Source organism: Streptomyces sp. NPDC088116, assembly GCF_044741745.1.
Taxonomy (GTDB): Bacteria; Actinomycetota; Actinomycetes; order Streptomycetales; family Streptomycetaceae; genus Streptomyces.
In genome coordinates this window covers 1,323,351-1,349,201 of record NZ_JBIUTF010000002.1, presented here as the reverse complement: position 1 = coordinate 1,349,201, position 25,851 = coordinate 1,323,351, and the positions used below count along the sequence as shown (strand labels likewise).

At 69.2% G+C, this 25,851-nt stretch carries 21 protein-coding genes and 1 pseudogene; 11 read left to right on the top strand and 11 right to left on the bottom strand.

Annotated elements, in window-relative coordinates; translation table 11 throughout:
• Positions 1–103: 103 nt before the first annotated feature.
• Positions 104–1,195 (bottom strand): amidohydrolase family protein, encoded by a 1,092-nt coding sequence (locus ACIOJD_RS12170; RefSeq protein ID WP_401911427.1) that lies wholly within the window; start codon positions 1,193–1,195, stop codon positions 104–106.
• Between the two features lie 134 nt (positions 1,196–1,329).
• Here ACIOJD_RS12170 and ACIOJD_RS12165 point away from each other — a divergent pair, with 134 nt between their 5' ends.
• The 5 genes from ACIOJD_RS12165 to thpD all read left to right on the top strand — a co-directional run bounded on the left by ACIOJD_RS12165 (position 1,330) and on the right by thpD (position 6,420).
• Entirely contained in the window at positions 1,330–2,442 is a 1,113-nt protein-coding gene (locus ACIOJD_RS12165) for a pyridoxal-phosphate-dependent aminotransferase family protein (protein ID WP_401911765.1), read from the top strand.
• Between the two features lie 421 nt (positions 2,443–2,863).
• Positions 2,864–3,403: a diaminobutyrate acetyltransferase gene (ectA, locus tag ACIOJD_RS12160; protein ID WP_401911424.1), complete on the top strand. Its 540-nt coding sequence runs from the start codon at positions 2,864–2,866 to the stop codon at positions 3,401–3,403.
• 202 nt (positions 3,404–3,605) lie between these two features.
• Positions 3,606–4,874: a diaminobutyrate--2-oxoglutarate transaminase gene (gene ectB, locus ACIOJD_RS12155; protein WP_401911421.1), complete on the top strand. Its 1,269-nt coding sequence runs from the start codon at positions 3,606–3,608 to the stop codon at positions 4,872–4,874.
• A 247-nt stretch (positions 4,875–5,121) separates the two neighbouring features.
• On the top strand, positions 5,122–5,520 hold the full coding sequence (locus ACIOJD_RS12150; protein ID WP_401885999.1) for an ectoine synthase: 399 nt from the start codon (positions 5,122–5,124) through the stop codon (positions 5,518–5,520).
• A 3-nt stretch (positions 5,521–5,523) separates the two neighbouring features.
• On the top strand, positions 5,524–6,420 hold the full coding sequence (thpD, locus tag ACIOJD_RS12145; RefSeq protein WP_401911418.1) for an ectoine hydroxylase: 897 nt from the start codon (positions 5,524–5,526) through the stop codon (positions 6,418–6,420).
• Between the two features lie 138 nt (positions 6,421–6,558).
• On the opposite strand, the gene ACIOJD_RS12140 is transcribed toward thpD, so the two are convergent.
• From ACIOJD_RS12140 to ACIOJD_RS12100, 9 genes are all read right to left on the bottom strand, one after another.
• Positions 6,559–8,568 carry a sulfatase gene (locus tag ACIOJD_RS12140; RefSeq protein WP_401911415.1) on the bottom strand — a complete coding sequence of 670 codons (2,010 nt, stop codon included), beginning with the start codon at positions 8,566–8,568 and terminating at the stop codon, positions 6,559–6,561.
• Positions 8,569–8,705: 137 nt separating this feature from the next.
• Positions 8,706–9,761 (bottom strand): aminotransferase class V-fold PLP-dependent enzyme, encoded by a 1,056-nt coding sequence (locus tag ACIOJD_RS12135; protein WP_401911412.1) that lies wholly within the window; start codon positions 9,759–9,761, stop codon positions 8,706–8,708.
• A gap of 136 nt (positions 9,762–9,897) precedes the next feature.
• On the bottom strand, positions 9,898–10,137 hold the full coding sequence (locus ACIOJD_RS12130) for a hypothetical protein (RefSeq protein WP_401911409.1): 240 nt from the start codon (positions 10,135–10,137) through the stop codon (positions 9,898–9,900).
• Positions 10,138–10,406: 269 nt separating this feature from the next.
• The gene (locus ACIOJD_RS12125; RefSeq protein ID WP_401911406.1) at positions 10,407–10,757 is read right to left on the bottom strand and encodes a hypothetical protein; all 351 of its coding nucleotides are present in this window, start codon (positions 10,755–10,757) and stop codon (positions 10,407–10,409) included.
• 261 nt (positions 10,758–11,018) lie between these two features.
• The gene (locus tag ACIOJD_RS12120) at positions 11,019–11,915 is read right to left on the bottom strand and encodes an ABC transporter ATP-binding protein (protein ID WP_401911403.1); all 897 of its coding nucleotides are present in this window, start codon (positions 11,913–11,915) and stop codon (positions 11,019–11,021) included.
• Positions 11,912–12,928, bottom strand: coding sequence for a FecCD family ABC transporter permease (locus tag ACIOJD_RS12115; RefSeq protein ID WP_401911762.1), 1,017 nt, complete (start codon positions 12,926–12,928; stop codon positions 11,912–11,914). Before ACIOJD_RS12115 ends, ACIOJD_RS12120 begins: the two co-directional genes overlap by 4 nt.
• 113 nt (positions 12,929–13,041) lie before the next feature.
• On the bottom strand, positions 13,042–14,112 hold the full coding sequence (locus tag ACIOJD_RS12110) for a FecCD family ABC transporter permease (protein WP_401911400.1): 1,071 nt from the start codon (positions 14,110–14,112) through the stop codon (positions 13,042–13,044).
• A 237-nt stretch (positions 14,113–14,349) separates the two neighbouring features.
• Positions 14,350–15,408: an iron-siderophore ABC transporter substrate-binding protein gene (locus tag ACIOJD_RS12105; RefSeq protein ID WP_401911397.1), complete on the bottom strand. Its 1,059-nt coding sequence runs from the start codon at positions 15,406–15,408 to the stop codon at positions 14,350–14,352.
• 237 nt (positions 15,409–15,645) lie between these two features.
• Positions 15,646–16,170 carry a GNAT family N-acetyltransferase gene (locus ACIOJD_RS12100; protein ID WP_401911394.1) on the bottom strand — a complete coding sequence of 175 codons (525 nt, stop codon included), beginning with the start codon at positions 16,168–16,170 and terminating at the stop codon, positions 15,646–15,648.
• 274 nt (positions 16,171–16,444) lie between these two features.
• Here ACIOJD_RS12100 and ACIOJD_RS12095 point away from each other — a divergent pair.
• Positions 16,445–16,837: pseudogene (locus tag ACIOJD_RS12095) on the top strand (DUF6010 family protein); the annotation flags it as partial.
• A gap of 163 nt (positions 16,838–17,000) precedes the next feature.
• Here ACIOJD_RS12095 and ACIOJD_RS12090 read toward each other — a convergent pair.
• The gene (locus ACIOJD_RS12090; protein WP_401911391.1) at positions 17,001–18,533 is read right to left on the bottom strand and encodes an aldehyde dehydrogenase (NADP(+)); all 1,533 of its coding nucleotides are present in this window, start codon (positions 18,531–18,533) and stop codon (positions 17,001–17,003) included.
• Positions 18,534–18,746: 213 nt separating this feature from the next.
• Between ACIOJD_RS12090 and ACIOJD_RS12085 the strand changes: the two genes are divergently transcribed.
• The 5 genes from ACIOJD_RS12085 (at position 18,747) to ACIOJD_RS12065 (ending at position 25,654) form a co-directional block, all read left to right on the top strand.
• Complete coding sequence (locus ACIOJD_RS12085; RefSeq protein WP_401911388.1) at positions 18,747–19,517, top strand: IclR family transcriptional regulator; 771 nt, start codon at positions 18,747–18,749, stop codon at positions 19,515–19,517.
• A gap of 500 nt (positions 19,518–20,017) precedes the next feature.
• Positions 20,018–20,440, top strand: coding sequence for an SseB family protein (locus ACIOJD_RS12080; protein ID WP_401911386.1), 423 nt, complete (start codon positions 20,018–20,020; stop codon positions 20,438–20,440).
• The gene (locus tag ACIOJD_RS12075; protein ID WP_401911383.1) at positions 20,427–20,909 is read left to right on the top strand and encodes a hypothetical protein; all 483 of its coding nucleotides are present in this window, start codon (positions 20,427–20,429) and stop codon (positions 20,907–20,909) included. Before ACIOJD_RS12080 ends, ACIOJD_RS12075 begins: the two co-directional genes overlap by 14 nt.
• Positions 20,909–25,318: a putative T7SS-secreted protein gene (locus ACIOJD_RS12070; RefSeq protein ID WP_401911381.1), complete on the top strand. Its 4,410-nt coding sequence runs from the start codon at positions 20,909–20,911 to the stop codon at positions 25,316–25,318. The genes ACIOJD_RS12075 and ACIOJD_RS12070 overlap by 1 nt, the downstream gene beginning before the upstream one ends.
• 3 nt (positions 25,319–25,321) lie before the next feature.
• Positions 25,322–25,654 (top strand): hypothetical protein, encoded by a 333-nt coding sequence (locus ACIOJD_RS12065; protein WP_401911379.1) that lies wholly within the window; start codon positions 25,322–25,324, stop codon positions 25,652–25,654.
• Positions 25,655–25,851: the final 197 nt, after the last annotated feature.

Sequence of the window (25,851 nt, the reverse complement as noted above, 5' to 3'; positions counted from 1 at the left end):
GCCGCACACCCCAGCGTCACGCTCCGTCAACGCGGCGCCCGGCCCCGCGCACCGCGCACCACTCGCTCACCGGATCGTCCGACCGCCGGACCACCGGACCGCCTCAGCCGACGATCCGCCCGTTCAGCACGATCCGCCGCGGCGCCGTCAGTACCCGTACATCCGCCCGCGGGTCCTCCTCGTACACCACCAGATCCGCCGGAGCGCCCTCCTCCAGCGCCGGGCGCCCCAGCCAGCTCCGCGCTCCCCACGTCGTCGCCGAGAGGGCCTCCACGGGCGGGATTCCGGCCTTCACCAGTTCCGCGACCTCCGCCCCCACCAGGCCGTGGGCCAGGCCGCCGCCCGCGTCCGTGCCCACGTAGACCGGGATGCCCGCGTCGTACGCCGCGCGCACGGTGTCGTAGCGGCGCTCGTACAGCCGGTTCATGTGGGACGACCAGCGCGGGAACTTCTCCGCGCCGCCCGCCGCCAGCTTGGGGAAGGTCGCGATGTTGACGAGCGTCGGGACGATCGCGACGCCGCGCTCGGCGAAGAGCGGAATGGTGTCCTCGGTGAGCCCGGTCGCGTGCTCGACACAGTCGATCCCCGCCTCCACGAGATCACGCAGCGCGACCTCCGCGAAGCAGTGCGCGGTGACCCGCGCGCCGAGCCGGTGCGCCTCCGCGATGGCCGCCTCGACCTCGCCGCGCGGCCAGCAGGAGGTCAGATCGCCCGCGTCGCGGTCGATCCAGTCGCCGACGAGCTTGACCCAGCCGTCGCCGCGCCGGGCCTCCTGGGCGACGTAGGCGACGAGGTCGTCCGGCTCGATCTCATGGGCGTAGTTCCGGATGTACCGGCGGGTACGGGCGATGTGCCGGCCGGCTCGGATGATCTTCGGCAGGTCCGCCCGGTCGTCGATCCAGCGGGTGTCGGCGGGCGATCCGGCGTCCCGGAGCAGCAGGGCGCCCGCCTCGCGGTCACCGATCGCCTGCTTCTCGCTGGTCACGGCGTCGACGGCGCCATGGCGGTCGAGGCCGACATGACAGTGCGCGTCGACCAGGCCGGGCAGCGCCCAGCCCTCGACCGTACGGATGTCACGGGCTCCGGCGGGCCGCTCGTAGGTGACCCGGCCGCCCACCACCCACAGCTCGTCCCTGGCGTCCTCGGGGCCGGTCAGCACCCGTCCCTTCACCCGCAGCACCGTGTGATCGCTCATGAACAGCACTGTACGAGGCCATGAGTACCCTCGATCGGGAAGATCCCGAACACCGGTCCGAACGCCCGGCCCGGACCCGATACGCCCCGCCCGGCCCCGGCTCGAACCGGTTCACCCTCGAAGAGAGCGCCCCTGTGACACATCCGCTGCTGGACCTGCCCCCGCTGACCGCCGAGCGCTTCGCCGCGATCGAGCGCCGCGTCGCCTCGCTCCTCGCCACCGGGAACGATGTCGTGATCATGCAGGGCGAGGCCCTGCTGCCCCTGGAGGGCTGCATCCGAGGCGGCGCCCGGCCCGGCTCGACCGCGCTGAACGTAGTCACCGGACCGTACGGACAGACCTTCGGGAACTGGCTGCGCGACTGCGGTGCGACGGTGGTCGACCTGGAGGTGCCGTTCCACACCGCCGTGACGGCCGCCCAGGTCGAGCACGCCCTGGCCGCGCACCCCGGGATCGACTTCGTCTCGCTGGTGCACGCCGAGGCGGCCACCGGCAACACCAACCCGGTCGCTGCGATCGGTGAGGTGGTACGGGCCCATGGCGCGCTGTTCATGCTGGACGCCGTCGCCTCGGTGGCCGCCGAGCCGCTGCTGACCGATGCCTGGGGTGTGGACCTGTGCGTGATCGGCGCGCAGAAGGCGATGGGCGGTCCCGCCGGTGTCTCGGCCGTGTCGGTGAGCGAGCGCGCCTGGGAGCGGTTCGCCGCCAATCCGCGCGCGCCCCGGCGTTCGTACCTCTCCCTGCTCGACTGGAAGGAGCGCTGGATCGAGGGTGGCCGCCGGGCGCTGCCGCACGCCCCCGCGCAGCTGGAGATGCTGGCGCTGGAGGCCTGCCTGGAGCGCATCGAGGCGGCGGGGCCGGACTCCGTGATGGCCCGGCACGCCTCGGCCGCCGCGGCCACGCGCGCGGGGGCACTGGCGCTGGGCGGCGGCCTGGAGCCGTTCGTCCACGAGGCGGCGGAAGCCGCCCCGGTCGCCACCACGCTCCGCGCTCCGGCCGGGATCGACGCCGCCGGCCTGGTCACGAAGGCGCTGACCGCCGATCCGTCGCTGCCGTTGATCGCGGGCGGCGGGGCCCTGGCCGCGGAGATGATCCGGGTCAACCACTACGGCGCCGACGCCACCCCCGACGTGGTGCGCACCTCGCTCCTGGCGCTGGGCGCCGCCCTCGACGCACTGCGCGGCGGATCCGGCACGCCGGTGGACCTGGAAGCCGCCGCGCGGGCGGCCGACGAAGCCTGGCGGTGACCGGCCGAGCGGAGCGGCGCCGGCCACGCACCGCGGGCCGCGCGCCGCGCGGGCCAAGGACCGTGGAGAGCACCGCAGTTATGGCCGTAGTATCCAGAAATTGAAGGCGACATTAATTCCCGAATACGGGAAGGTGCTTTATTGCGAGCAGCTTCCCGTATTCTTCTGCCCGCTTTTCATTACCCTAAACGCCAAGGTTTCGTCAGGACCGTCCGCGTGATTTCAGGGAGCCTCCCGAGCGTTACGGACATGTGACCGGGTCCACAAATCTGACCGTTTTGCCCCAAGATTTCACGATATACAACCCCACACCCCGGGGGTGCGCCTGCCCGCTCGTGCCCGCGCGATAACACATCTCCGCCAGTCTCCCAACCTGAGGCCGAGATGCATCTTTTGAAATTGCTGGGTAAATTCAATCCCTATGACCGCCGCACAAGCAGACCTTGCAGGCGCCCGAAGCGAATTCACCCGATCCTTCACGATCGACGCCCCACGAGTGGAGGACGGAGCTGCGATCTGGCGCATCGCCCGCGACTCCGAGGTCCTGGACCTCAACTCCTCGTACAGCTACTTGCTCTGGTGTCGGGACTTCGCCGCCACCTCTGTCGTCGCCCGCGACGACGGAGGCGCACCAGTCGCGTTCGTCACCGGATACATCCGGCCCGAGCGCCCCGAAGCGCTGGTCGTCTGGCAAGTCGCCGTCGACGAGAGCCAGCGGGGCAAGGGGCTCGCGGGCACATTGCTCGACGAGCTGACCGCTCGTGCGGTCAAGGAGCTGGGCGTCACGGCCATCGAGACGACCGTCACACCCGACAACACCGCCTCGGACCGCCTGTTCACCGCGTTTGCCGCGCGCCACGAGGCCACTCTGGAGCGCGAGGTCCTCTTCGACGGCGGGCTGTTCCCCGACGGGGTGCACCAGCCGGAGGTGCTGTACCGCATCGGTCCGCTCTCGCCCTGAGCACAACCGCTCACCCTGAGCAACAGCGGCCACCCTGGAACCGCACCGCTCCCCCGAGGCACCACGCGCGGGACCCGAGCGGCCGCCCAGGATCCGAGCCGCACCGTCCAGGGGTCCGAGCCGTCAGGCCCAGGGGCGCGAGCACCGAGCCCCGAGCACACTCCCGCATTCATCTCACACCCCCATCGGCAGGAGAACTCCCGTGACCATCACCCCGCCCGCCCTGAGTGTTTTCGAGACCCTCGAGTCCGAGGTACGCAGCTACTGCCGCAGCTGGCCCGCCGTGTTCGACCGCGCGCAGGGCGCCCGCCTCACCGACGAGGACGGCCATACGTACCTCGACTTCTTCGCCGGTGCCGGATCACTCAACTACGGCCACAACAACCCGGTGCTGAAACGCGCGCTGATCGACTACATCGAGCGTGACGGCATCACCCACGGCCTGGACATGGCGACGACCGCGAAGCGCGCCTTCCTGGAGTCCTTCCAGAACGTGGTGCTCCGGCCCCGTGACCTCCCGTACAAGGTGATGTTCCCCGGCCCGACGGGCACCAACGCCGTCGAGGCCGCCCTCAAGCTGGCCCGTAAGGTCAAGGGCCGCGAGTCGATCGTCTCGTTCACCAACGCCTTCCACGGCATGTCGCTGGGCTCGCTCGCCGTCACCGGCAACGCGTTCAAGCGCGCCGGGGCCGGTATCCCGCTGGTGCATGGCACCCCGATGCCGTTCGACAACTACCTCGACGGCCAGACTCCGGACTTCCTCTGGTTCGAGCGGCTGCTGGAGGACCAGGGCTCCGGCCTGAACAAGCCGGCCGCCGTCATCGTCGAGACGATCCAGGGCGAGGGCGGCATCAATGTCGCCAACCCCGAGTGGCTGCGGGCGCTGGCCGACCTCTGCCACCGCCAGGACATGCTGCTGATCGTCGACGACATCCAGATGGGCTGCGGCCGTACCGGCGCCTTCTTCTCGTTCGAGGAAGCGGGCATCACGCCGGACATCGTCACGCTGTCGAAGTCCATCAGCGGCTACGGCCTGCCGATGTCGCTCTGCCTGTTCAACCCGGAGCTGGACGTCTGGGAGCCGGGCGAGCACAACGGCACCTTCCGCGGCAACAACCCGGCCTTCGTCACCGCCGCCGCCGCGCTCAACACCTACTGGGCCGACGGCCAGATGGAGAAGCAGACCATCGCCCGCGGTGAGCAGGTGGAGCGCGCGCTGCGGGCGATCCAGTCCGAGAGCACCGGCACGCCTCCCGACGTCCGGGGCCGCGGCCTGGTCTGGGGCATGGAGTTCGAGGACAAGAACCGTGCGTCCGCCGTCACCGCCCGCGCCTTCGAGCTGGGGCTGCTGCTGGAGACCTCGGGTCCGCAGAGCGAGGTCGTGAAGCTGCTGCCGCCGCTGACCGTCACTCCCGAAGAGCTGGACGAGGGCCTGCGCACGCTGGCCCGCGCCGTCCGCGAGACCGCCTGACCCGCCCCGGCCGGGGGCGGGGCGGCCCCACCACCGCCCGCCCCCGGCCGGGCCCACGGCCCGACCGGCGCCGAACTCGTCTGACCGGCGCCGCCGCAACAGCCCGACGGGCAGACTTCCCCGCCCGGACGGCACCTTCGACACGTACGGGATACGGTGCATTCGTATCCCGTACGTCTTGGGGCATAAGACCACCCACAGGAAAGCGCACACATAGCGACCGCAGAAGAGAAAGGCACCACCCACCGTGATCGTCCGATCGTTCAAGGACATCGAGAACACCGACCGTCATGTGAAGTCGGCCTCGGGCACCTGGGAGAGCAAGCGCATCGTGCTCGCGAAGGAGAAGGTCGGCTTCTCCCTCCACGAGACCACGCTGTACGCCGGTACGGAGACGTCGATGTGGTACGCGAACCACATCGAGGCCGTGCTGTGTGTGGAGGGCGAGGCCGAGCTCACCAACGACGAGACCGGTGAGACCCACTGGATCGCCCCGGGCACGATGTATCTGCTCAACGAGCACGAGCGTCACACGCTCCGTCCGAAGACCGACTTCCGATGCGTCTGTGTCTTTAACCCGCCGGTGACAGGGCGGGAGGACCATGACGAGAACGGCGTCTACCCGCTGCTGACAGAGGAGGGCTGACTCATGACCACCGCACCTGCACGTACCGACCTGTACCCGACCCGTGGCGTCGGCGAGGTGACCACCCCCCGTCAGGACCCTGTCGTCTGGTCCAAGCCCGAAGCGGCGGGACCGATCGACCCGGTCGGCCTCGGCGGCTTCGAGCGGGACGGTTTCCTCTCCGTCGAGCAGCTGATCAGCCCGGACGAGGTGGCCCTCTACCGCGCCGAGCTGGAGCGGCTGATCACCGACCCGGTGATCCGGGCCGACGAGCGCTCGATCATAGAGCCCAAGTCACAGGACGTACGGTCGGTCTTCGAGATCCACCGCATCAGTGAGATCTTCGCGGGACTCGTGCGGGACGAGCGGGTGGTCGGCCGCGCCCGGCAGATCCTTGGCTCGGACGTATACGTCCACCAGTCACGGATCAACGTCAAGCCGGGCTTCGGAGCCTCGGGCTTCTACTGGCACTCGGACTTCGAGACCTGGCACGCCGAGGACGGCCTGCCGAACATGCGGACCGTGTCGGTCTCGATCGCGCTGACCGAGAACTTCGACACCAACGGTGGTCTGATGATCATCCCCGGGTCGCACAAGACGTTCCTCGGCTGCGCGGGCGAGACGCCCGCGGACAACTACAAGCAGTCGCTGAAGATGCAGGGAGCCGGCACCCCGTCGAACGAGGCGCTGTCGTCCATGGCCGACGCGGCCGGCATCAAGCTCTTCACGGGCAAGGCCGGTTCGGCGACCTGGTTCGACTGCAACTGCATGCACGGCTCGGGTGACAACATCACCCCGTACCCGCGCAGCAACGTCTTCATCGTGTTCAACAGCGTGGAGAACACGGCGGTCGACCCGTTCGCGGCGCCGTCTCCCCGGCCGAGCTTCATCGGCGCCCGGGACTTCACCCCGGTGCGCTGACCGTACGACGGCACGTACCGCGAAAGCGGGCAGAGGCGGAAGAAGAGACGTAGAGGTACAGCGGAAGCGCGGGGCCGGTCGGCATGACCGCCCCGCGCTTCCGCGTACGTCCGGCTCGTCCGGCGCCGACCCTCGCGGTTACGGCGTGGAAGCTGAACGGGACGGAGCGGGGCCGGACTTCGAGTCGGCCTTCTGGCCGGACTTCTGGCCGGGCTTCTGGCCGGACTTCGGTGCGGCCTCCGAGCGCGGTTTCGGGCCCGGTTTCGGGCCGTACGCCGTCAGGAAGCGGTCGCGGAAGCTGTCCATCTGCCAGACCGGGGCCTGGGGGCCGGGCTTCAGGCCGTCCTGCCAGCCCCAGTCGGAGATCCGGTCCAGCACGGCCGGGTCGTGGGCGACGATCGAGATCGGCACGTCCCGGCCGGCGCCGGTACCGGTGACGGTCGCGTTGGGCTGGTGATCGCCGAGGACGACGAGCACGGTGTTGTCGTCGCCGTAGTTCTCCACATAGGAGACGAGACTGTTCAGCGAGTACTCGATGGCACGCCGGTACTCGGTGCGCACGTTCTCGGGGTCCTTCCACACCTCTTTGGGGTCCTTGCCCGCCTTTTTGATGGCGTGGTAGACGGAGCCGTCACCGACCTCGTCCCAGCCGATCATCCTGGGGATGGGTGCCCAGGGGTTGTGACTGGAGGCCAGGACGATCTCCGTCATCAGCGGCTCATGACCGGGCTTGCCGTGCTCCAGGCGCTCGAAGGCCGCGAGACTGTACTGGTCGGGTACGGGCGACCAGCTGAACTTCGGGCCCTGGTAACCGATGTCCCGGGAATCGTAGATGTGGTCGAGGCCGAAGAACTTCCCCTCCGGCCAGGACCGGGTGACGCCCGGCATGATGCCGACCGTCCGCCAGTCGCCGGTGCTCCGGAAGGCGCTGGTGAGGGTCAGGCGGTCGCTGGACGTGACGCTGCGATAGCGCTGCTGGTTCTTGATCCACATGCCGGACAGGAAGGTCGAGTGCGCCAGCCAGCTGCCTGCCCCCGCCACCGGCGAGGTGAGGAAACCACTGCGGGAGGAGTACCCGGCCGCCTTGAGCCGACGGGTCCCGTCGTCGAGCACCGCGCCGACCTGCGGTGCCATCGCCGGATCCTCGACCGCGCTGCGGCCGTAGCTCTCGATGAAGGCGAAGATGACGTCCTTGCCGCGCAGAGCGGTCAGCAACTGGTCGGGCGGGGTGTCCCGGAAGGCGTCGACGGATGCCTCCTCGGCGAACACCCGCTCGTCCTTCAGGCCCGCGCTCACCAGGTTCACATGGCTGTTGACGAGTTCGGCCGCGCTCCTGGAGGCGACCGGTACGCCGGCGATCTGCACGCCGAGCGCCATGCAGGTGACCCAGACGGTCCCGAGTACCAGGGTGGTACGGGTCGTCGCGACGCTGTGCCGGACCATGAGACGGCTCAGCCGGACGACCGCAAGCGCCATGAGGACGAGCAGGGCGAAGACAAGGACCCCGACCCCGATCACGGCCGCGGTCGCGCCGACCGGGCCGAACAGATCCCTGAGGAACGACTCGGCGTCATCGAACAGGATCCAGTCGAGCACCAGGTCGAACGGCCGGTCGAGAACCGAGTAGAAGCCCAGGTCGAGGACGTTCAGGAGGGTCACCAGGCCGAGGGCCACCCCGGCGAGCACCGCCATCACCCGCCGCGCCACCGGCTGCCGGACGAGCAGCACGGCGGCGACGAGGATCCCCTCCACCGGGATGCGGACGAAGGCGCCGGGCGTGAGGCGGGTGAGCTGGTTCGGCAGGAGGAGGGCGAAGAGGACGAGCAGGGCGGCCAGGACGGTGGTCACCCGCGACGCGGCCCGCGCGACGGCCGGGCGCCTGTACCACCGGCCGGCGGCGACTGCGACGGCCGCGTCCGGGGCGATGTCGTCGGGGCCGACACCGTCCGGGGCGGCACGGTTCGGATCGGCGCCGTCCAGGCTGGAGCCGTCCGGGGTGGCACCGTCCGAAGCGGCACCGTCCAAGGCGGCACCGTCCGGAGCGGCACCGGACGAGGCCGCACCGGAGGTGTCACCGGCGGGGGTGCCCTCCTCCGCGGCTGTTTCTTCCTTCTGCGGCGGCTGGTCAGAGCCCTTGAAGCGCGACAACCCGAAGGTCCTTCCGTGCGAAGCCCGGTGGTGGCACGGCGGACCAGGCTCGGGAGGTCGGGGCCGCCGTTATCTGTACGGCTCGCCGACGGCTTCAGTTCAATCTCCGGGGTCGTACGCGCGCACGCGCGGGCCGGTCAGCCCGCGAGCACATCCAGCGCCCGGTCCACATCGGCGGTGGAGTTGTAGAGATGGAACGCGGCCCGCACATAGCCCGCGCGCACCGACACCGCCACCAGCGCCCGCTGAAGATCCGGATGCCGGTGTTCCAGTCCCGGGACGGACACGATCGCGGACTGGCCGGCCACCGGGACCGGTTCGTACCCGAGGCCTGCCAGTCCCGCCCTGAACCGGGCGGCGAGAGCGGTGTCATGAGCGTGGATGGTCTCGATACCGATCTCCTCCAGCAGCGCGAGGGACTGCTCGGCACCGTGGTACGCGAGGAAGGACGGCGGCTCGTCGAAACGGCGCGCGGAGGCTGCCAGCCGCTCGACGGGGCCATACGTGTTTCCGTAGAGGTCCTCGCCGGAGACCCAGCCCGCGTGCAGCGGCACCAGTGACTCCTGCGCCTCCTCGGTCACGGTGAGGAAGGACGTACCCCGCGGGCAGAGCAGGAACTTGAACCCGCCGGTGACGGTGTAGTCGTACGCTCCGGCGTCCAGCGGCAGCCAGCCGGCCGACTGACTGGCGTCCAGCAGCGTACGGGCGCCGTGCGCGGCCGCAGCGGCCCGTACCGCGTCCAGATCCGCGATCCTCCCGTCCGCCGACTGGACGGCGGAGAAGGCCACCAGCGCGGTGTCGGGCCGTACTTCCTCGGCCAGCTTCTCCAGGGGTACGTACCGCGGTTTGAGGTCGCCCCGTACGACGAAGGGGGTGATCACCGAGCTGAAATCGCCCTCGGCGAAGAGGACTTCGGCACCCGTCGGCATCGACGCCGCGATCAGCCCGACATGCACGGAGACCGATCCGCCCGCGGCGACCCGCTCGGCGGGGACCCCGGTGAGCCGCGCGAAGCTGTGGCGCGCCGCGTCCACCGACTCGAAACTCCCCGCGCCCTCGCCGCGCCGGCCGGTCGCGTTCGCCTCGGCCAGCTCCTGCACGGCGGTGACGGACCTGCGGGGCAGCAGACCGCAGCTGGACGTGTTCAGGTACGTCATATCCGGCGCGAATTCGGCGCCTCCCAGGGTGTCCATGAATCCACCCTGGGAGGCGGACACCTCACAGTCAATTACGCATTGTTGAAGGGCTCGGCCAACCGATCCTTATGCATGGGCCTTGACCTGCCCGGACACGGCTCACCGGGCAGTACGCCCGGACGGTGTTTTCCCGTCAGGAGAGTTCCTGGTGGGGGACCTGGTGAATGTAGGAGGCGCCGCACGCGTGGCAGAGAGGCATCCCCTCCGGAGTGCCCCAGGCGTCGGACGACTGCGTGGCGGCGGCCGGGTCGAGGGTGCGTCCGCACAGCGCGGTCGACTCGTTCAGTCGCGTCATGTGCCATACCTCGAAGCGGGAGTCCGGGTCACGGGGCGAGGCGCCGTTCACGTACTCCGCGCGCATTTCGTATTCCATGCTGTATCTCCTGACCGGTGTCATGGCCCCCGTTCCCCCGTTCCCCCGCTCCCCGCCCTCGGACGGGGAAACAGAACCACCAGGGGTCCACGCGGCAGCGCGACCGTACGTCCTCTGACACGGACGGGTGCCGCAGAAACGATTCCGCAATCAGCCGTTCGGGGCCACGGCACAGCCCCCTCCCACGGGGCGGACAGAGAAGAACCCCGCCCGGCTCGGTGAGCCGGACGGGGCAGAGCCTCAGGGGCCTCAGGAGTCTCGGGCGTCCCTCAGGAGAAGACGACGGACCGCAGCTCGAGACGGCTGGACGCCGACTTGCCGGGGTCGAGGGTGTAGTGCTTACCGTCGCAGCGCGCTCCCGTGAAGACCGTCGCGGTCGACTTGGTGAGATTGCGCGGCGAGTGCGCGGGCGGTACGTACTCGCCGGCGGCCTCGGGGATCGTGATGCACCGGCGGCTCGGCGGGTTCACCAGCTTGCCGGGCTGCGGGTGTCCGGCGATGTCGGTGTACACGTACTTGAATTCACCTACAGCGGCGGAGGAGGCCGAGGAGGAGCCGGGGACCGAGACGAGGAGGGCGACGGCGCCGATGGCGGCCGCCAGGGTGGAGCGAAGACGCATGAGGGTCCTTTGTCGTGGGTGGTGATCAGGCCCCTCAGAGTTGCCCAGCGGATACGGATAGCTGCGTGGACGGGCGTCACATCACTCGAAAGCGGTGCGCAGAATCGTTCCCGCGTCACCCTCCGGGATGACTCGGCCCAGAGGCACTCCGCAGGCCCGGCGAGCCTGCCATCAGCGCGCGAAGTGCGCGCATGCCGGGTGGCGGGGCGGGGTGTGAGCGGCGGAGAGGCCCGGGGGGCGCTCGGCCCGGGGCTCCTCGTGCTACGGCCGGTCACCCTCCGGCGCCTCCGCCACGTGCCGGGCGTGCGGGACCACCATCGGGGTGCGGGTCTGCGGGTCCGGCACGATGTCGCAGGGCAGTCCGAAGACCTCCTCGACGAGTTCGGACGTCATCACCTTCGACGGCGGGCCCTCGGCGAACACCTTTCCTCCGTGCATCACGACCAGGTGCGTGGCGAAGCGGGCGGCCTGGTTGAGGTCGTGGAGCACGGCGACGATCGTGCGGCCTTCCCTGTTCAACTCCGCGCACAGTTCGAGCAGTTCGTATTGGTGCGCGATGTCGAGGTAGGTGGTCGGCTCGTCCAGCAGGAGCAGTTCCGTCTCCTGTGCCAGCACCATCGCGATCCACGCGCGCTGGCGCTGTCCTCCGGAGAGTTCGCCGGCCTGTGCCTCCGCGAGTTCCGCCAGGCCGGTGCGGTCGAGTGCGAGTCCGATCGCGGTGTCGTCGTCGGGGGACCACTGGCGGAGGAGGGTGTGGTGGGGGTAACGGCCGCGCTGTACGAGGCCCCGCACCGTGATTCCCTCGGGGGCCTGCGGGCTCTGCGGCAGGAGTGCCACGTGGCGGGCCGCGTCCTTCCCCCGGTACGCGTAGATGTCCTTGCCGTGCAGGGTGATGTGTCCGCTGTCGGGTTTGAGCGCCCGCGCGAGCCCCTTCAGCAGCGTCGACTTGCCGCAGCCGTTCGGGCCGATGATCACGGTGAGCCCGCCGTGCGGAATGTCCAGGCTGACGTCGTGCACGATGGGGGCGCCACCGTACGAGATGGTCGCGTCGCGGGCGCTCAGGCCCTGTTCACTGGGCTTCGTTCCGGCTGCCGGCCCCGTCTCGGCCGGTTGCGCCCGGGTCTGTTCCACCCCGGTCCGTTCCGCTTCGGTCGTCACAGTATTCCCCTCCTCCATTCGCGGGTCAGCAGATATCCGAGGTACCCGCCCCCGATCGCCATCGTGTAGATACCGACGGGCAGGTCCTCGAAGAGGGGCAGCTGCTGCGCCGCGAGATCCGCGAGTACCAGCAGCAGCGCGCCGACCAGCGCCGAGAGCATCAGGTGCGGGCCACTGCCGCGGGTGAGCCGTTTGGCGATCTGCGGGGCGGTCAGCGCGATGAACGCGATGGGGCCCGAGACGCTGACCGCCCCCGCCGAGAGCACGATCGACAGGATGACGGCGATGCTCTTCGTACTCCTCGGTTCGGCGCCCAGCCCGCCCGCGAGTTCGTCGCCCATCTCTCCGACGTCCAGCCTGCGCGCGATCAGCGCGGTGAGCGGTGCCACGACGAGAAGGACCAGCCAGATCGTGGTGGCGTGCTCCCAGGACCGCGCCGCCAGGCTGCCGTTGACATAGGCGGTGAGTACGGTCGCCTTGTCCCGTTCGACCGCGTAGACGACGTACTGGGTGACCGCCGTGGCGATCGCCGCGACGCCGATGCCGGCGACGACCAGGCGCCCGGGGTTACGGAATCCGGTCCCGGTCGACACATACACCAGCGCCATGGCCAGCACGGCACCGGCGAGCGCGCCGACGGACACCGGCAGGGTGTCGGGCAGAAGCAGCGCGACGATCGCGGCGCCCGCTCCGGCTCCGGCTCCCAGGCCGATCACGTCCGGGCTTCCCAGCGGGTTACGGGTGACCGACTGGAACAGCGCCCCCGACAGTCCGAGCGCGGCGCCGGTGCCGATGCCGACGACGAGGCGCGGTCCACGCAGGCGCTCCATGACGAACGAGTCCGCGCCCTGCGCCCCGCCCGTCACGGCGGCGGGGAGGTCGGCGAGTGGGATGCCGAGCCGTCCGAGCGACAGCGTGGCGGTCGCCGCCGCCACGATCAGGATCACCAGGACGACGGCCATGACGACCGATACGCGGCGCACCGGCACCGCCACCGTACGACCGATGGTCAGGTACCCGCGTGGCGAGTTGGTAGCAGCGGGACCACCCGAGGCGGCGCCACCGGCCTCGGCCCTGTCCCCGGTCCGGTCCTCGGTCCGGGTGGTCCGGCTGGTCCGGGTCGACGTCACGCGTTCCCCTTCATCCTTCGTACGGCCATGAGCAGTGCCGGCGCTCCGACGAACGCGGTCACGACACCGACCATCAGTTCCTGCGGGCGCAGGACGATACGTCCCACGACATCCGCGAGCAGCAGCAACGCGGGTCCGGCGATGGCCGAGAACGCCACCTGGAGGCGGAAATCGACGCCGACCAGGGCCCGCACGATGTGCGGAACGGCCAGGCCCACGAAGGCGATGGGACCGACAGCCGCCGTCGCCGCCGCGCTCAGCAGCGTCGCCGAGAACAGTCCGCCCGCGCGTATCAGGAGCGGGTTCGCCCCGAGGGACGCGGCGGATTCGTCGCCGAGCGCGAGCGCGTTGAGGCCGGGGGCCAGCAGTACGGCGACGCAGAAGCCGGCCACGGCGAACGGCAGGACCGACAGGAACACCTCGAAGTCCCTGCCGCCGAGCGCGCCGACCACCCAGTAGCGGTAGCTGTCGAAGACCTTCGGCCTGCTCAGCGTCACGGCCTGGATGAACGCCATCAGCACGGCGGAGAGCACCGCGCCGGCGAGTACGAGTCTCACCAGGCTCGTGCTCGCCCCCGCCGATCCGATGGCGTGGACGAGAAGACCGGCGAGCAGGGCGCCGGGCAGCGCCCACCACATGGTGTCCGACCTGCCGGACGCGCCCAGAAAGGCCGTCGCGGCGACGATGCTCGCGGACGCGCCCGCGTTGATCCCGAGGAGACCGGGGTCGGCCAGGGGATTACGGGTGACCCCCTGCATCAGGGTTCCCGCGACGGCGAGGCAGAGGCCGGCGAGCAGGCCGAGCGCGGTCCTCGGGTAGCGGCTCTCGACCACAGTGGCGACATAGGGGTCGGCGGTGCCGGACAGCACGTCCATGACATCGCCGAACGAGGTGGTTCTGCTGCCGAACATCACGCTCGCGATCATGGCGAGCGCGAGGACGACAAGCCCGATGATCAGGGCGTACACCCAACGGGCGGTGCCGACACGTGAGGTGCCGGCGCCGCGCGGCCGGGGGCGCGACGTGGTGCTGGTGCTGCTGGAGGTCGTGGTCGGGGTCGGGGTCATGTAGGTCCTGACACGTCTCGGTCGCGCGTTCTCGGTCGCGCATATCGGTCGCGCATATCGGTCGCGCATATCGGTCGGTCACGTCTCGCTCACGCGGCCCGGACGGGGCCCGGTCGCGTGAACGTCACACGTCCGGGTCGCGTCTCGGTCGGCCGCGTCTCGGTCGGCCCGTCTCGGGTCGGCCATGTCTCGGGTCAGCCGGGTCTCGGGTCGGCCACAGCTCGGGGCGGCCACGGCTCACTTGTCGAGCTTGGCGACCGCCTTGTCGATCTGCGGCAGGTAGCGGTCGATGACCCAGGGGACGGTGAGCGGGTTGATGATCGAGGAAGCGGTGACGAAGGAAGCGTCGTCGCTGGCGACCACGGTGCCGCGCTTGACGGCGGGGATCGCCGCGTACAGCGGCTGCGCCTCGATCTCCTTGCGCGTCTTGTCATCGGTGTAGAACGTGAAGATCAGGTCGCTGTCGGAGAGCTTCTCGGCGTTCTCCAGCCCGATGAGCGCGGAGTCCGTGCCCTTGGTCTCCTTGAAGGTGTTCACCACCGGATCGACCTTGAGGCCGAGGGACGAGACCATCTTGACCCGCTGTTCCTCGCTCTGGAACACGCCGAGGGTGCCCGGACCCGAGGTGTAGATGTACGAGAACGAGACGTCCTTGTACTTCGGCCGGGTCGCGGCGGCGTCGGCGAGCTGCTTCTTGATCTTCGAGGTGAGCGTCTTCGCCTGGTCCGGCTGCCCGAGTGCCTTGGAGATGATCTCGATCTGCTCATCCCAGTTCGTGGACCACGCCAGACCGGGGTAGGCCACGGTGGGCGCGATGTCCGACAGGATGTCGAACTGCTCCTGGGTGATACCCGACCACGGAGCGAGGATCACATCCGGTTCGAGTTCGGTGATGGCCTCGAAGTCGATGTCCTCCCCACCCGTGAACTGGGTCGGCAGCTTGTCGCCGGACTTGGTCACCGCCTCGTGGATCCAGGGCAGGTAGCCGGTCTTGTCGCTGCCCCACTCGTACTTCTCGATGCCGACGGGCGTGTGGCCGAGCGCGATGGAGGTCTCCGCCGAACCCTGCCCCAATGTGACGACCCGCTCGGGCTGTTCGGGGATCTTCGCCTCGCCGAGCGAGCTCTTGATCGTGACCGGGAACGCCCCGTCACCCTTCGCCGACGTACCGGACTTGCCGGAGGACTCCGAGTCGGACGACGAACAACCGCTCAGAACGAGTACGAACGCGGCCGCGGCGGCGGTGGCCGAGACGGCCAGTCTCTGATGACGCACGCGGGTGAACCAGGATGGCATCGATGTTCCTCAAGTCTTCGTGAGCGGCAGGTCTTCGTGTGCGGCGCGGTCGCGTCCCGGCGCAACTCGGATCGCAGATTATTAGGCAAGCCTAAGCTAAGTACGATTTCGCTTTCAACCGGCCCCACGAAAGGGGCACCACTCGCCCGCCCGGCACTCTCCCAGGCTCACCCCGCCCCAGGCGCTCCCCGCCCGGTGTACCCCCGGCGCCACCGGCCAGCCTTCCCCGTCCGCCGGTCACTTAGACCGACCGGCCCCGGGCGGCGCCGGGTACGGCACGTCCAGCCGCAGGACGGGGTGGGTGTCGTGGCGGGGGTTGCCGGGGTCCAGATACCAGCGGTGCCGGGCGCAGAACGACCGGGCGCGGGGGTCGGGTTCGAAGACCTCCAGCCGGACCGTACGGATTCCGGCGCGCAGCCAGGCGTTGACGCAGGCGATGTGCAGTTCCGTACCGATGCCCCGGCGCCACATCGACGGGCGGACATGGAACTGCGTGAGAGTGGTGACGCCTTCGGCCGTGCGGTAGGCCGCGACTGCCACGAGTGCTTCCTCGTACGCGGCGCAGAGCACCCCCGAGTCGCGGCGGCGGCCCGCGGTCAGGGCGTGTCTCCATGCCTCGCGGGTACGGGCCCGCTCGGCCCGGCCGTCGAAGTCGGCCTCCGGCAGGTGGCCTTGGTAGTACGTGGCGCGCGCCTCGGCGTGGAGAGCCGCTATGGCGTCGAGGTCCGCGAATGTCGCGGCCCTGATGGCGGTCCTGATCATGGCAAGGAGGACGTGCGCGCGGCGTACGGCGGTTTCGGCGCGACGGTTTCGGCCCCACGCGGCACGGATACGACGCGGCAGGGCGCGGATCTGGCGGCCGGACACGGCGATGCCGAAGCGTCTGTCCCGTCCCGCCGGGGCGGCCGTGCCCCCCTTGTCGAGATCCCGTTGGTGGTTGTCAGTTTTCCCGATGTCGCCCGGTGATGCCCCGATTTAGCGTTCGGCACGACAGCCCGGGGCAACAGCTCCCCACGAGGAAGGCCACCGTCTCATCATGACCATCGTCGCGCCGATCCTGATCGGCGTCGCTTACGTCTGCCTGAACTCCCTGATCCACGAGCCGCACCGGCGCCGTCTGAACGCGGTGATGGTCGCGGGCGCCGGAGCCGCGTACCTGAGCGGCGGGGGCTTCGGCCTCTGGGAGTTCGCCTTCACCGCCGTCGCCACCTACTGCGCCTACCGGGGCCTGGATTCCTGGGCGTTCATCGGGATCGCCTGGCTGCTTCACACGGTGTGGGACGCGCTGCACCACTGGTACGGAAACCCCATCGTCCCGTTCGCGGAACACTCGTCGTTCGGCTGTGCCGTCTGCGATCCCGTGATCGCCGCGTGGTGCCTCGCCGGTGGCCCGTCGGTGGTGGAGGTGGTCCGTGCGCGTTTCGGGCGCCCGGGATCCGGCGACGCCGCAGCCCGGCCGGAGGAGCACCCCGCCCCACCGCGTCAGCGGAACGTGGGACAGTCCCCGGGGCCGGGCCCCGGGGACTGTCCCAGCTGGTCACGCCACCGGCCGCCCCGCGGACGCGCTCGGTCCTCCGGGGCGGCCCGCGTCCTCAGTTCTCCAGGCGGCTGTCGACCCGGCGCGGCAGACCCAGCGGGTTGTCGTCGCGCAGCTCCGGCGGGAGCAGTGCGGCCGGCGTCGACTGGTACGAGACCGGGCGCAGCCAGCGCTCGATCGCCGTGGCGCCGACCGATGTCGAGGTGGAGGTGGTCGCCGGGTACGGGCCGCCGTGGTGCTGCGCGGGGGCGACGGCGACGCCGGTCGGCCAGCCGTTGACCAGCACGCGTCCGGCGAGTGCGGTCAGTTCGGCGAGCAGTTCGGCGGTGCCGGGCTCGGTGCCCTCGGCCTCCTCCTCGGCGAGCTGGAGGGTGGCGGTGAGGTTGCCGGGGAGGCGGGAGAGGACCGAGCTGATCTCCTCGGTCGAGGTGTACCGCGCGACGACCGCCACCGGGCCGAAGCACTCCTCCAGCAGGAGGTCGTACGGTCCCGGCGTGGTGAGCAGCTCGGCCGGCAGGGCGAGGAAGCCCGCGCTGACGGTGTGCTCGCCGCCCGCGCCGGGAGTGATCGGGGTTTCCACGCCCGGGAGTTCGGCCCGTTCCCGTACACCCGCGACGAAGGCGTCCCGCATACGGTGGTCGAGCATCACGCCGGGCTCGGTCTCACTGACCGCCGTCGTCAGGGACTTGAGCAGCCGGTCCCCGGCCTCGCCGGCCGGGGCGAGGACGAAACCGGGCTTGGTGCAGAACTGCCCCACGCCCAGGGCCATCGAGCCCGCCAGTCCGGTACCGATCTGCTCGGCGCGCTCGGCGGCGGCGGCCTCGGTGATCACGACGGGGTTGAGGGAGCCCAGTTCGCCGTGGAAGGGGATGGGCGTGGGCCGCGCGGCGGCGGCGTCGAAGAGGGCGCGCCCGCCACGTACGGAACCGGTGAAGCCGGCCGCGGCCACCAGCGGATGCTTGACCAGCTCGATACCCGACTCGAAGCCGTGCACCAGGGTCACCACGTCCTCGGGCAGTCCGGCCTCGGCGGCGGCCCTGCGCAGCACGGAGGCGCACAGCTCGGAGGTCGCCGGGTGGTCGGGGTGCGACTTCACGACGACCGGGCAGCCGGCCGCGAGCGCGCTCGCGGTGTCGCCGCCGGGGACGGAGAAGGCGAGCGGAAAGTTGCTCGCCGCGTAGACGGCGACGACGCCGAGCGGCAGCTTCCAGCGGCGCAGATCGGGCCAGGGCGGGGTGCGGTCGCCGTCGGCGTGGTCGATCCGGATGTCGAGGAAGGCCCCCTCGTCCACCACCTCGGCGAAGGCCCTCAACTGAGCTGTGGTACGGGCGAGTTCACCGGTGAGCCGGACCGGACCGAGCGCCGTCTCGGCGTCCGCGGCCTCGATGACGTGCTCACTCGCCCCGTCGAGCAGGTCGGCGGCCGTGCGGAGCAGGGCGGCGCGCGCGGTGCGGTCGGCGAGCGCCGCCCGGGAGGCGTACGCGCCGCGCACGGCGCGGTCGACCTCCTCCGCCGTGGCCTCGTCCGCGACCTGCTCGCGCTGCTTCCCCGTTCGGGGGTCGACACTCCAGACTGGTACTGCTGCCACCGCTGTTTCCTTCCCGACTTCCCGGCTTACCGATCGGCCTGGCCTGCCCCCGGACCTCCGCCATCCGGCACATTCGGTGCGTCCACCAGCAGTCGTTCGGTATTCTGAACAGGATTCTTGATAGTGAATCTGTAAGGACTCTATTTCCGCGCGTTCTGTGTGGTCAAGAGTGGTCGAGCTGTGTGGTCAAGCAGGGAAGAAGGGCGAGGCGAGATGTCGGCTGCGGAAACCGGTGGAGCACAAGTCAAGTCCGCGGTACGGACGGTGGAACTGCTCGAATATTTCGCCGGCCGCCCCGGGATGCACTCCCTCGCGGCGGTCCAGGAAGCGGTCGGCTACCCCAAGTCGAGCCTCTACATGCTGCTGCGCACGCTGGTGGAGCTGGGCTGGGTGGAGACGGACGCGACGGGCACGCGGTACGGCATCGGCGTACGGGCGCTGCTGGTAGGCACCTCCTACATCGACGGCGACGAGGTCGTCGCGGCGGCCCGGCCCACCCTGGACCGGCTCTCCGACGACACCAGCGAGACCATCCACCTCGCGCGTCTCGACGGCACCAATGTCGTCTACCTCGCCACCCGCCAGTCGCAGCACTACCTGCGGCCCTTCACCCGCGTCGGCCGCCGGCTGCCCGCCCACTCCACCTCGCTCGGCAAGGCGCTGCTCGCGACCCACAGCGACGAGCAGGTACGCAAGATGCTGCCCGAGACGTTGCCGGCGCTGACCGAGCACACCCTCACGGACCGCGAGAAGCTCATCGAGGAACTGCGCTCCATCCGCGAGCAGGGCTTCGCCGTGGACCGCGAGGAGAACACGCTGGGGCTGCGCTGCTTCGGTATCGCGATCCCCTACCGGACACCGGCGCGTGACGCGATCAGCTGCTCGGTGCCGGTGGCCCGGCTGACCCCCGGGCACGAGCAGATGATCAAGGACGCCCTGTTCGACGCGCGCGACCGCCTCACGCTCGCCACCCGGAGGCTCTGAAGCCGCGCCCCGGAAGCCCACGCAACACCATGACGGACGTCGGCAAGGTGACCGTGCTGCCGCTGCTGCGCATATGGCCGGACCGCTACACGGCGATCGCCTGACGGAGTTGAGCAAGACCATTTACGGGCATGCCCGATTGCACGTCGGGCACTTGCCCCTGGCCGGCCCACAACTCGCGCACCGGGCGCGCGAAGTGATGCCCACCACGGCACGCACCAGCGCTCCGGACTTGTAGCCGCCGGCTGACAGCATCCCAAGCCCTCACCGGTCGCACGGTTTGTGCGGCAAGCGGTCAACAAAGTCGACCCCGAGCGGCTCCTGTGTCTCCGGGGGACCTGAGAATGCGGGCTACTCGGGTGCCCCGCCGAGCACAAGCAGCGGCTGTGACGACGCATTTACCTGTCGGCCGGACTACTTGCAGACTGTGCGATCGCTCGCACTCAATTACATCTGGTAGATATTGCGCCACCAATGTGTCACATGTGATCATCCTTGGCATGGACGCGGGTGGGGGCGGTGTCGGCCAGTCCGGCGGCCGGATGACGCTGGCCGATCTGGTGCGGCAAGAAGCAAGCTCACGTATGTCAGGGGCGGAGAAGCTTGCGGCCGCACGTGCGACACGCCTGTACTTCCAACGGCCAGAGCAGCCCGGTTTCCTGGTCTCCGAGACCGAGGCCGGACCGCTGGTGCCGCTGTTCACGTCGGTGGAGCGCCTCGCACTCTTCGGGGGCGCCTGCGCATGGGCATCAACCACCGTCGCGGACATCATTGAGCTACTGCCCGAGGGCGTCCAGGCCCTGGTCGACCCACTCGGCGAGCGGCCCTTCCTGCTGGATATGGAGGCGCTGCGCGATCCGGAGACCGCCGGCAGCCGGAACCAGCAGGACGACGGGGGAGAAGCAGGCGTTGACCAGTCATGACGCCATGTACGGCAGCCAGAGTGACAACAGCCCACGGCTCGGTGACGGCTACAAGATCGAGATCGCCTCGGTACGGAAGATGATCGACCCCCTGGAGGAATCGGTCGTCGCCGCACGCAAGGTCAAAGACCACAAGGACAGACTCGCCGCAGACCTTCAAGGCAACGCGACCTTCGAGATTCTGGACTCAGGAAAGAGCTTCTTGTCGGCCTGGGGCTTCGGCATGGGCCAGGTTGCCGACCACGCCGACGAGGTAGTGGCACGGCTTCACGAGGTGATCGCCGCCTACATCCTCGCCGAACTGCTGGGCGTCAAGAACTTTTCCCCGACCCCGGACAACATCTCCAAACTTCCCGTCGGCGACGCCGGTAAGTGGACCTGGGAGAACGTCGGAAAACCTACGTTCGACCCGCCGAAGAAACTCCTGCAGGAGGAGTGGCCCCCGGACCCCACCGAGGTGAGCGCGTAATGCTCGACGACAGGGCCGCACCGGAGCGAATACCGGCCGGCTGCACACCCAAGGACCTGATTTACGGCGTTCCGGACAAGGTCGACGACCTGGTCATCGAACTGCGTGCGTACGCCGGAGCCTTCGATGACGGCCGCGACCAACTCCAGATGCTGGAGTTCAAGGATTGGTCAGGGGAAGGCGCGAGCGCCTTTGAGCAGGCCACCGAGCGACTCCCCAAGGAGCTCAGCTCGGCCGGCAAGCACTTCCTGGACGCTGCTGACGCCCTTGACGCCTATGCAGACAAACTCCGCTCGGTACAGAAGCGCTGCAATCCGATCATCGAGGACGCCGACGAGGCGCGGGCGGCCTCCAAGCGCTACTGGAAGGAAGTCGAGGCGTATAACGACGCCGTGGAACGCGGCGACGATCCGTTGCCCGAGCGCCCGCCCGAGAGCGACCCGGGCGCGGAGGCTATGACCACGTGTATCGGACGGCTCGACAAACTCATCGAAGAGCTCCAGGTCGTCGTCGATGTCTCCCAGCGCAAACTCAGCGAGGGCGCCAAGGACGCCCCGGACAAGCCCAATGGATGGGCGGCGGCGAAGGAGAACGCGGGCGACCTCTGGGGTGGCTTCAAGGACGGCGTGGACAACCTCTTCGGCATCGCCGAACCGCTCACCGACGGCGACGTCAACGGCTTCGCCATGCAGCTCGCCGGGATGGTCGACGGGGTCGCCTACGCCACGCAGAATCCGACGGAGTTCGCCAAGGCAGTCGCCAATTGGGATGAGTGGTCGCGGAATCCATGGCGCGCCGCCGGACAGCTGACCCCCGACTTGTTGCTTGCCCTCGCCACAGGTGGTGGTGGCGCCCTGGTGCGCGGCGGCAGCGCTGCCAAGAGTGCCCTAAAGCGCCTGACGGACCGCCAGAAGACCCTCGGCCGCGACGGGAGCGCCGGTGACCGAGCGGACGGCGAGCCGGGCAAGCACGACAAGTGCGGAGAGGAGAAGTGCACCACAGGTGAGCCGATCGACATAGCCACCGGCGAGATGGTCATGTCCTCCACAGACGTATCGCTCGCCGGAACTCTGCCCCTCGTTCTCAAACGCAGCTACGTCTCCGGACACACCTGCGGAGGCTGGTTCGGCCGTACCTGGGCCGCCACCCTCGACCAGCGACTTGAAATGGATGCGGAGGGCATCGTCTTCGTCGCCGATGATGGCATGCTGCTGCGGTACCCCATCCCGCATCCCGGTATGGAGACCCTTCCCACCAGCGGCCCGCGCTGGCCACTGCACTGGGACGGGAAGCCCGGTGGCGCCATGACCGTCCAGGTGCCGGAGCGCGGTTGGACCCTCCGTTTCGCGCCTCTTCCTGTGGCTGGCACGACCGAACTCGCCCTCCGCGCCATCACTGACCGCAACGAACATCGCATCACCATCACCTACAGCCCCGAAGGGTGTCCGGCGGAGATCACCCACTCCGGCGGTTACCGCATCGCCGTCGACACCGACCCGGCCAAGCTGCGCGTCACCGCCCTGCGGCTCCTCGGCACCGGCACGAGCGAGCGCGGCGTGACCCTGGTCTCCTTCGGCTACAACGCGGCCGGTGACCTCACCGAGGCCGTCAACTCCACCGGGGAGGCGCTGCGCTACACGTACGACGCCGAACACCGCGTCACGGCGTGGACCGACCGCAACGGCACCAAGTTCGGCTACGTCTACGACCGGCACGGACGTGTCCTGCGGACCGTCGGCTCGGACGACATGATGACCGGCCGCCTCCACTACGACGACGCGGCCCGCACCACCGTCTACACCGACTCCCTCGGCAACCGGACCACCTACGTCTACAACGAGGCGTACAAGGTGGTCGCCGAAACCGACCCGCTCGGTAACACCACCCGCACCGAATGGGACGAGACCAACCGACTACGTCTCGCCGTGACCGACCCTCTCGGCCACGTCGTCCGCTACACGTACGACGATTCCGGTCATCTCCTGCGTGTGCAGCGGCCGGACCTGACGACGGGGTCAGCCGTGCACAATGAACTCGGTCTGCCGGTGGAGGTACAAGAGCCGGACGGCGCACTCTGGCAGTACACCTACGACACGCGCGGCAACCGCACATCGACCACCGACCCGGCGGGCGCGCAGACTCACTACGCGTACGACGCCCACGGCCATCTGAGCGCCGTCACAGATGCGCTGGGCCACACCACCAGCATCGTCGCCAACGGGGCCGGTCTCCCCACGGCGGTCACCGACCCCCTCGGCAACACCACATCCGTCCGCCGCGGCCCTCACGGACGCGTCACAGCCATGACCGACCCTCTCGGCAACACCACCAGGCAAGGTTGGACCATCGACGGCAAGCCCGCCTGGCGGGAACGCCCGGATGGCACCCGCGAGACCTGGCAATGGGACGGCGAGGGCAACCTCGTCGAACATACGGACTTCGCCGACAACACCACACGGCACACCCACACCCACTTCGACCTGCCGGCTACCCGCACCGACCCGGACGGCGGGCACTACGCCTTTACTTACGACACCGAACTACGGCTGAAGCAGGTCACCAACCCCCAGGGCCTGACATGGAGCTACGTCTATGACCCGGCCGGCCGTCTGACATCCGAAACCGACTTCAACGGCCGGTCACTGAGCTATACCTACGACGCGGCCGGACGGCTGACCTCTCGAACCAACGGGGCAGGCGAGACGCTCCGCTTCACCCGAGACGCCCTCGGCCGGACCACGGCCACAAGCGCCGACGACGGCACCGAAACGGTCCACGCCTACGACGCCGTGGGCCGCCTGATCAGGGCCGCCAACCCGAACGCCGAAATCCACCGCGAATACGACGCCGTCGGCCGCCTCGTGACCGAGTCGGTCGACGACCGCGCCAGCACCTACAGCTACGACCTACGGGGCCACCGCACCTCTCGCCGTACACCTGCCGGTGTGCTGTCCGAGTGGGTCTATGACGCCGAAGGCCGCCCCGCCAGCCTGAGTACTGCCGGTGACCGGCTGGACTTCACGTACGACGCTGCTGGCCGCGAGATTTCCCGTACTTTCGGCGACGACATCGCCCTCACCCAGACCTGGGATGCCGTAGACCGCCTCACAACTCAGTCCCTCACCAGCCATCCGAACGCCCCCCAGTCCCTTCTCCAACACCGGACTTACGCCTACCGCGCGGACGACCACGTCACCGAGATCCGCGAACTGACCAGCGGAACTCGGTGCTTCGGCGTCGACCCGATCGGCCGGGTCACCGCCGTCCACGCTCACGGCTGGACCGAGAAATACGCCTATGACAACCTCGGTAACCTCGCGCACGCCGAGGCCCCCGACCACCCCTCCAACGGCGACCGCGAATTCAGCGGAACTCTGATCCGCCACGCCGGTCGGACGGTGTACGAGCACGACGCCCAAGGTCGCCTCGTCCGCCGCACCCGCAAGCTGCTGAATGGGCAGCAACATACGTGGACCTTTACGTGGAACGCCGAGGACCGTCTCACCGACGCGAGCACACCCGACGGCGACCACTGGCAGTACACCTACGATCCACTTGGCCGCCGAACCGCCAAACAGCGCTTGGGCACCGATGGCGCGATCGCGGAACGCTTCACCTTCACCTGGGACGGCACCCGCCTCGTCGAGCAGGCCACGATGGAAGGTCAGACGACCACCTGGGACTATGTTCCCGGCACGCATCGCCCCTTGGCCCAAGCCGACCGCCGCACCCAGGCGGAGTACGACACCCGCTTCCACGCGATCATCACGGATGCCGTCGGTACCCCAACCGAGCTGGTGACACCCGACGGCCGCATAGCCTGGCAGAACCGCACCACCGTATGGGGTACCGGCCTCCCGACCCCGCCCAGATCAACATCGGTCGGTTGCCCTCTCCGGTTTCCGGGCCAGTACCACGACCCGGAAACCGGCCTCAACTACAACTGCTTCCGCTACTACGACGATGAAGTCGCCGGCTATATCTCAGCCGACCCGCTTGGTTTGAGTGCCGGGCCCAACCACCATGCCTTTGTACCCAACCCCTTCGGCTGGTTGGACCCGCTCGGACTGAAATGCCTGGACCCCGACGACCAGGCCAGGCATGATTCCGCACGTGAGACGGCCGTCGACAGCGACGGCAAGAAGATCGGAGAGGAAGACAGCCCCGGCGTCAGAATGATCGATGAGGTGCAGTTGGAGAGAGTCCGCCTCGACTTGCATGCCAAGCTCGGTGAGCCCGACGTCAAGGGCACACCGAAGGGCAATATCGAGGTGTGGCAGTTGTCGGACGACCCGAAGGCGACCGTCACCTATCGCCCGTTCAGTAAATCCGGTGGAGCGACCATTGACTACAACGGCGTGGACGGCCTGGATATGAAGCGATTCCATATTCCGCAGCATGGAGACTGACTCATGGTGAACCAGGACGCATACCGCCGCGAACTGGAGTACCTGATCCAGTACGCGCACGACGACTGGCTCGGGCTCTCGGTGATCAGCGGGTCCGTCGGCAGCCTCCTCGGACGCGGCGCCTCGTTCCAGGAGCAGTTGACGTTGCTCCTGGGGATCGTCGGCGATCTGTATGACGCCGGAGCGCGAGCGGGCGATCTGACAGAGTCGACACGGGAGCCTTTTCTGCCGTGGCGAATGGAGAAAGCCGACGTCCTGGCGCGGATGGCGGCAGAGGTTCAACGGCATTCCCGGTTGCCCGACTCCGGTGACGTCTGCTGGTTCACTGTGCCGTGATGACGCCACGGCCAGGCTCTTGCGGATGACCGGGCTTCGGCATCGGCGGGTAGGGCACAGCGCGACGTCGGCCGCTCTGGCCCCGCTCGTACCCAACCGCCCTTCGATCGGTTCGGCAGGCCGCGCGTGCGGGACGTCTCCTCGCTCGACACGGACATCGATAGCTGGAAGCCGGCGTTCTCGGAGTTCCCGAGCAT

What these genes read in the sequence shown, in the direction of transcription:
- ACIOJD_RS12170 (WP_401911427.1), bottom strand. Translation starts at nt 1,195, where the DNA reads ATGAGCGATCACACGGTGCTGCGGGTGAAGGGACGGGTGCTGACCGGC.
- ectA (WP_401911424.1), top strand. Translation starts at nt 2,864, where the DNA reads ATGACCGCCGCACAAGCAGACCTTGCAGGCGCCCGAAGCGAATTCACC.
- thpD (WP_401911418.1), top strand. Translation starts at nt 5,524, where the DNA reads ATGACCACCGCACCTGCACGTACCGACCTGTACCCGACCCGTGGCGTC.
- ACIOJD_RS12135 (WP_401911412.1), bottom strand. Translation starts at nt 9,761, where the DNA reads ATGGACACCCTGGGAGGCGCCGAATTCGCGCCGGATATGACGTACCTG.
- ACIOJD_RS12130 (WP_401911409.1), bottom strand. Translation starts at nt 10,137, where the DNA reads ATGGAATACGAAATGCGCGCGGAGTACGTGAACGGCGCCTCGCCCCGT.
- ACIOJD_RS12125 (WP_401911406.1), bottom strand. Translation starts at nt 10,757, where the DNA reads ATGCGTCTTCGCTCCACCCTGGCGGCCGCCATCGGCGCCGTCGCCCTC.
- ACIOJD_RS12110 (WP_401911400.1), bottom strand. Translation starts at nt 14,112, where the DNA reads ATGACCCCGACCCCGACCACGACCTCCAGCAGCACCAGCACCACGTCG.
- ACIOJD_RS12105 (WP_401911397.1), bottom strand. Translation starts at nt 15,408, where the DNA reads ATGCCATCCTGGTTCACCCGCGTGCGTCATCAGAGACTGGCCGTCTCG.
- ACIOJD_RS12100 (WP_401911394.1), bottom strand. Translation starts at nt 16,170, where the DNA reads ATGATCAGGACCGCCATCAGGGCCGCGACATTCGCGGACCTCGACGCC.
- ACIOJD_RS12085 (WP_401911388.1), top strand. Translation starts at nt 18,747, where the DNA reads ATGTCGGCTGCGGAAACCGGTGGAGCACAAGTCAAGTCCGCGGTACGG.
- ACIOJD_RS12080 (WP_401911386.1), top strand. Translation starts at nt 20,018, where the DNA reads ATGGACGCGGGTGGGGGCGGTGTCGGCCAGTCCGGCGGCCGGATGACG.
- ACIOJD_RS12070 (WP_401911381.1), top strand. Translation starts at nt 20,909, where the DNA reads ATGCTCGACGACAGGGCCGCACCGGAGCGAATACCGGCCGGCTGCACA.
- ACIOJD_RS12065 (WP_401911379.1), top strand. Translation starts at nt 25,322, where the DNA reads ATGGTGAACCAGGACGCATACCGCCGCGAACTGGAGTACCTGATCCAG.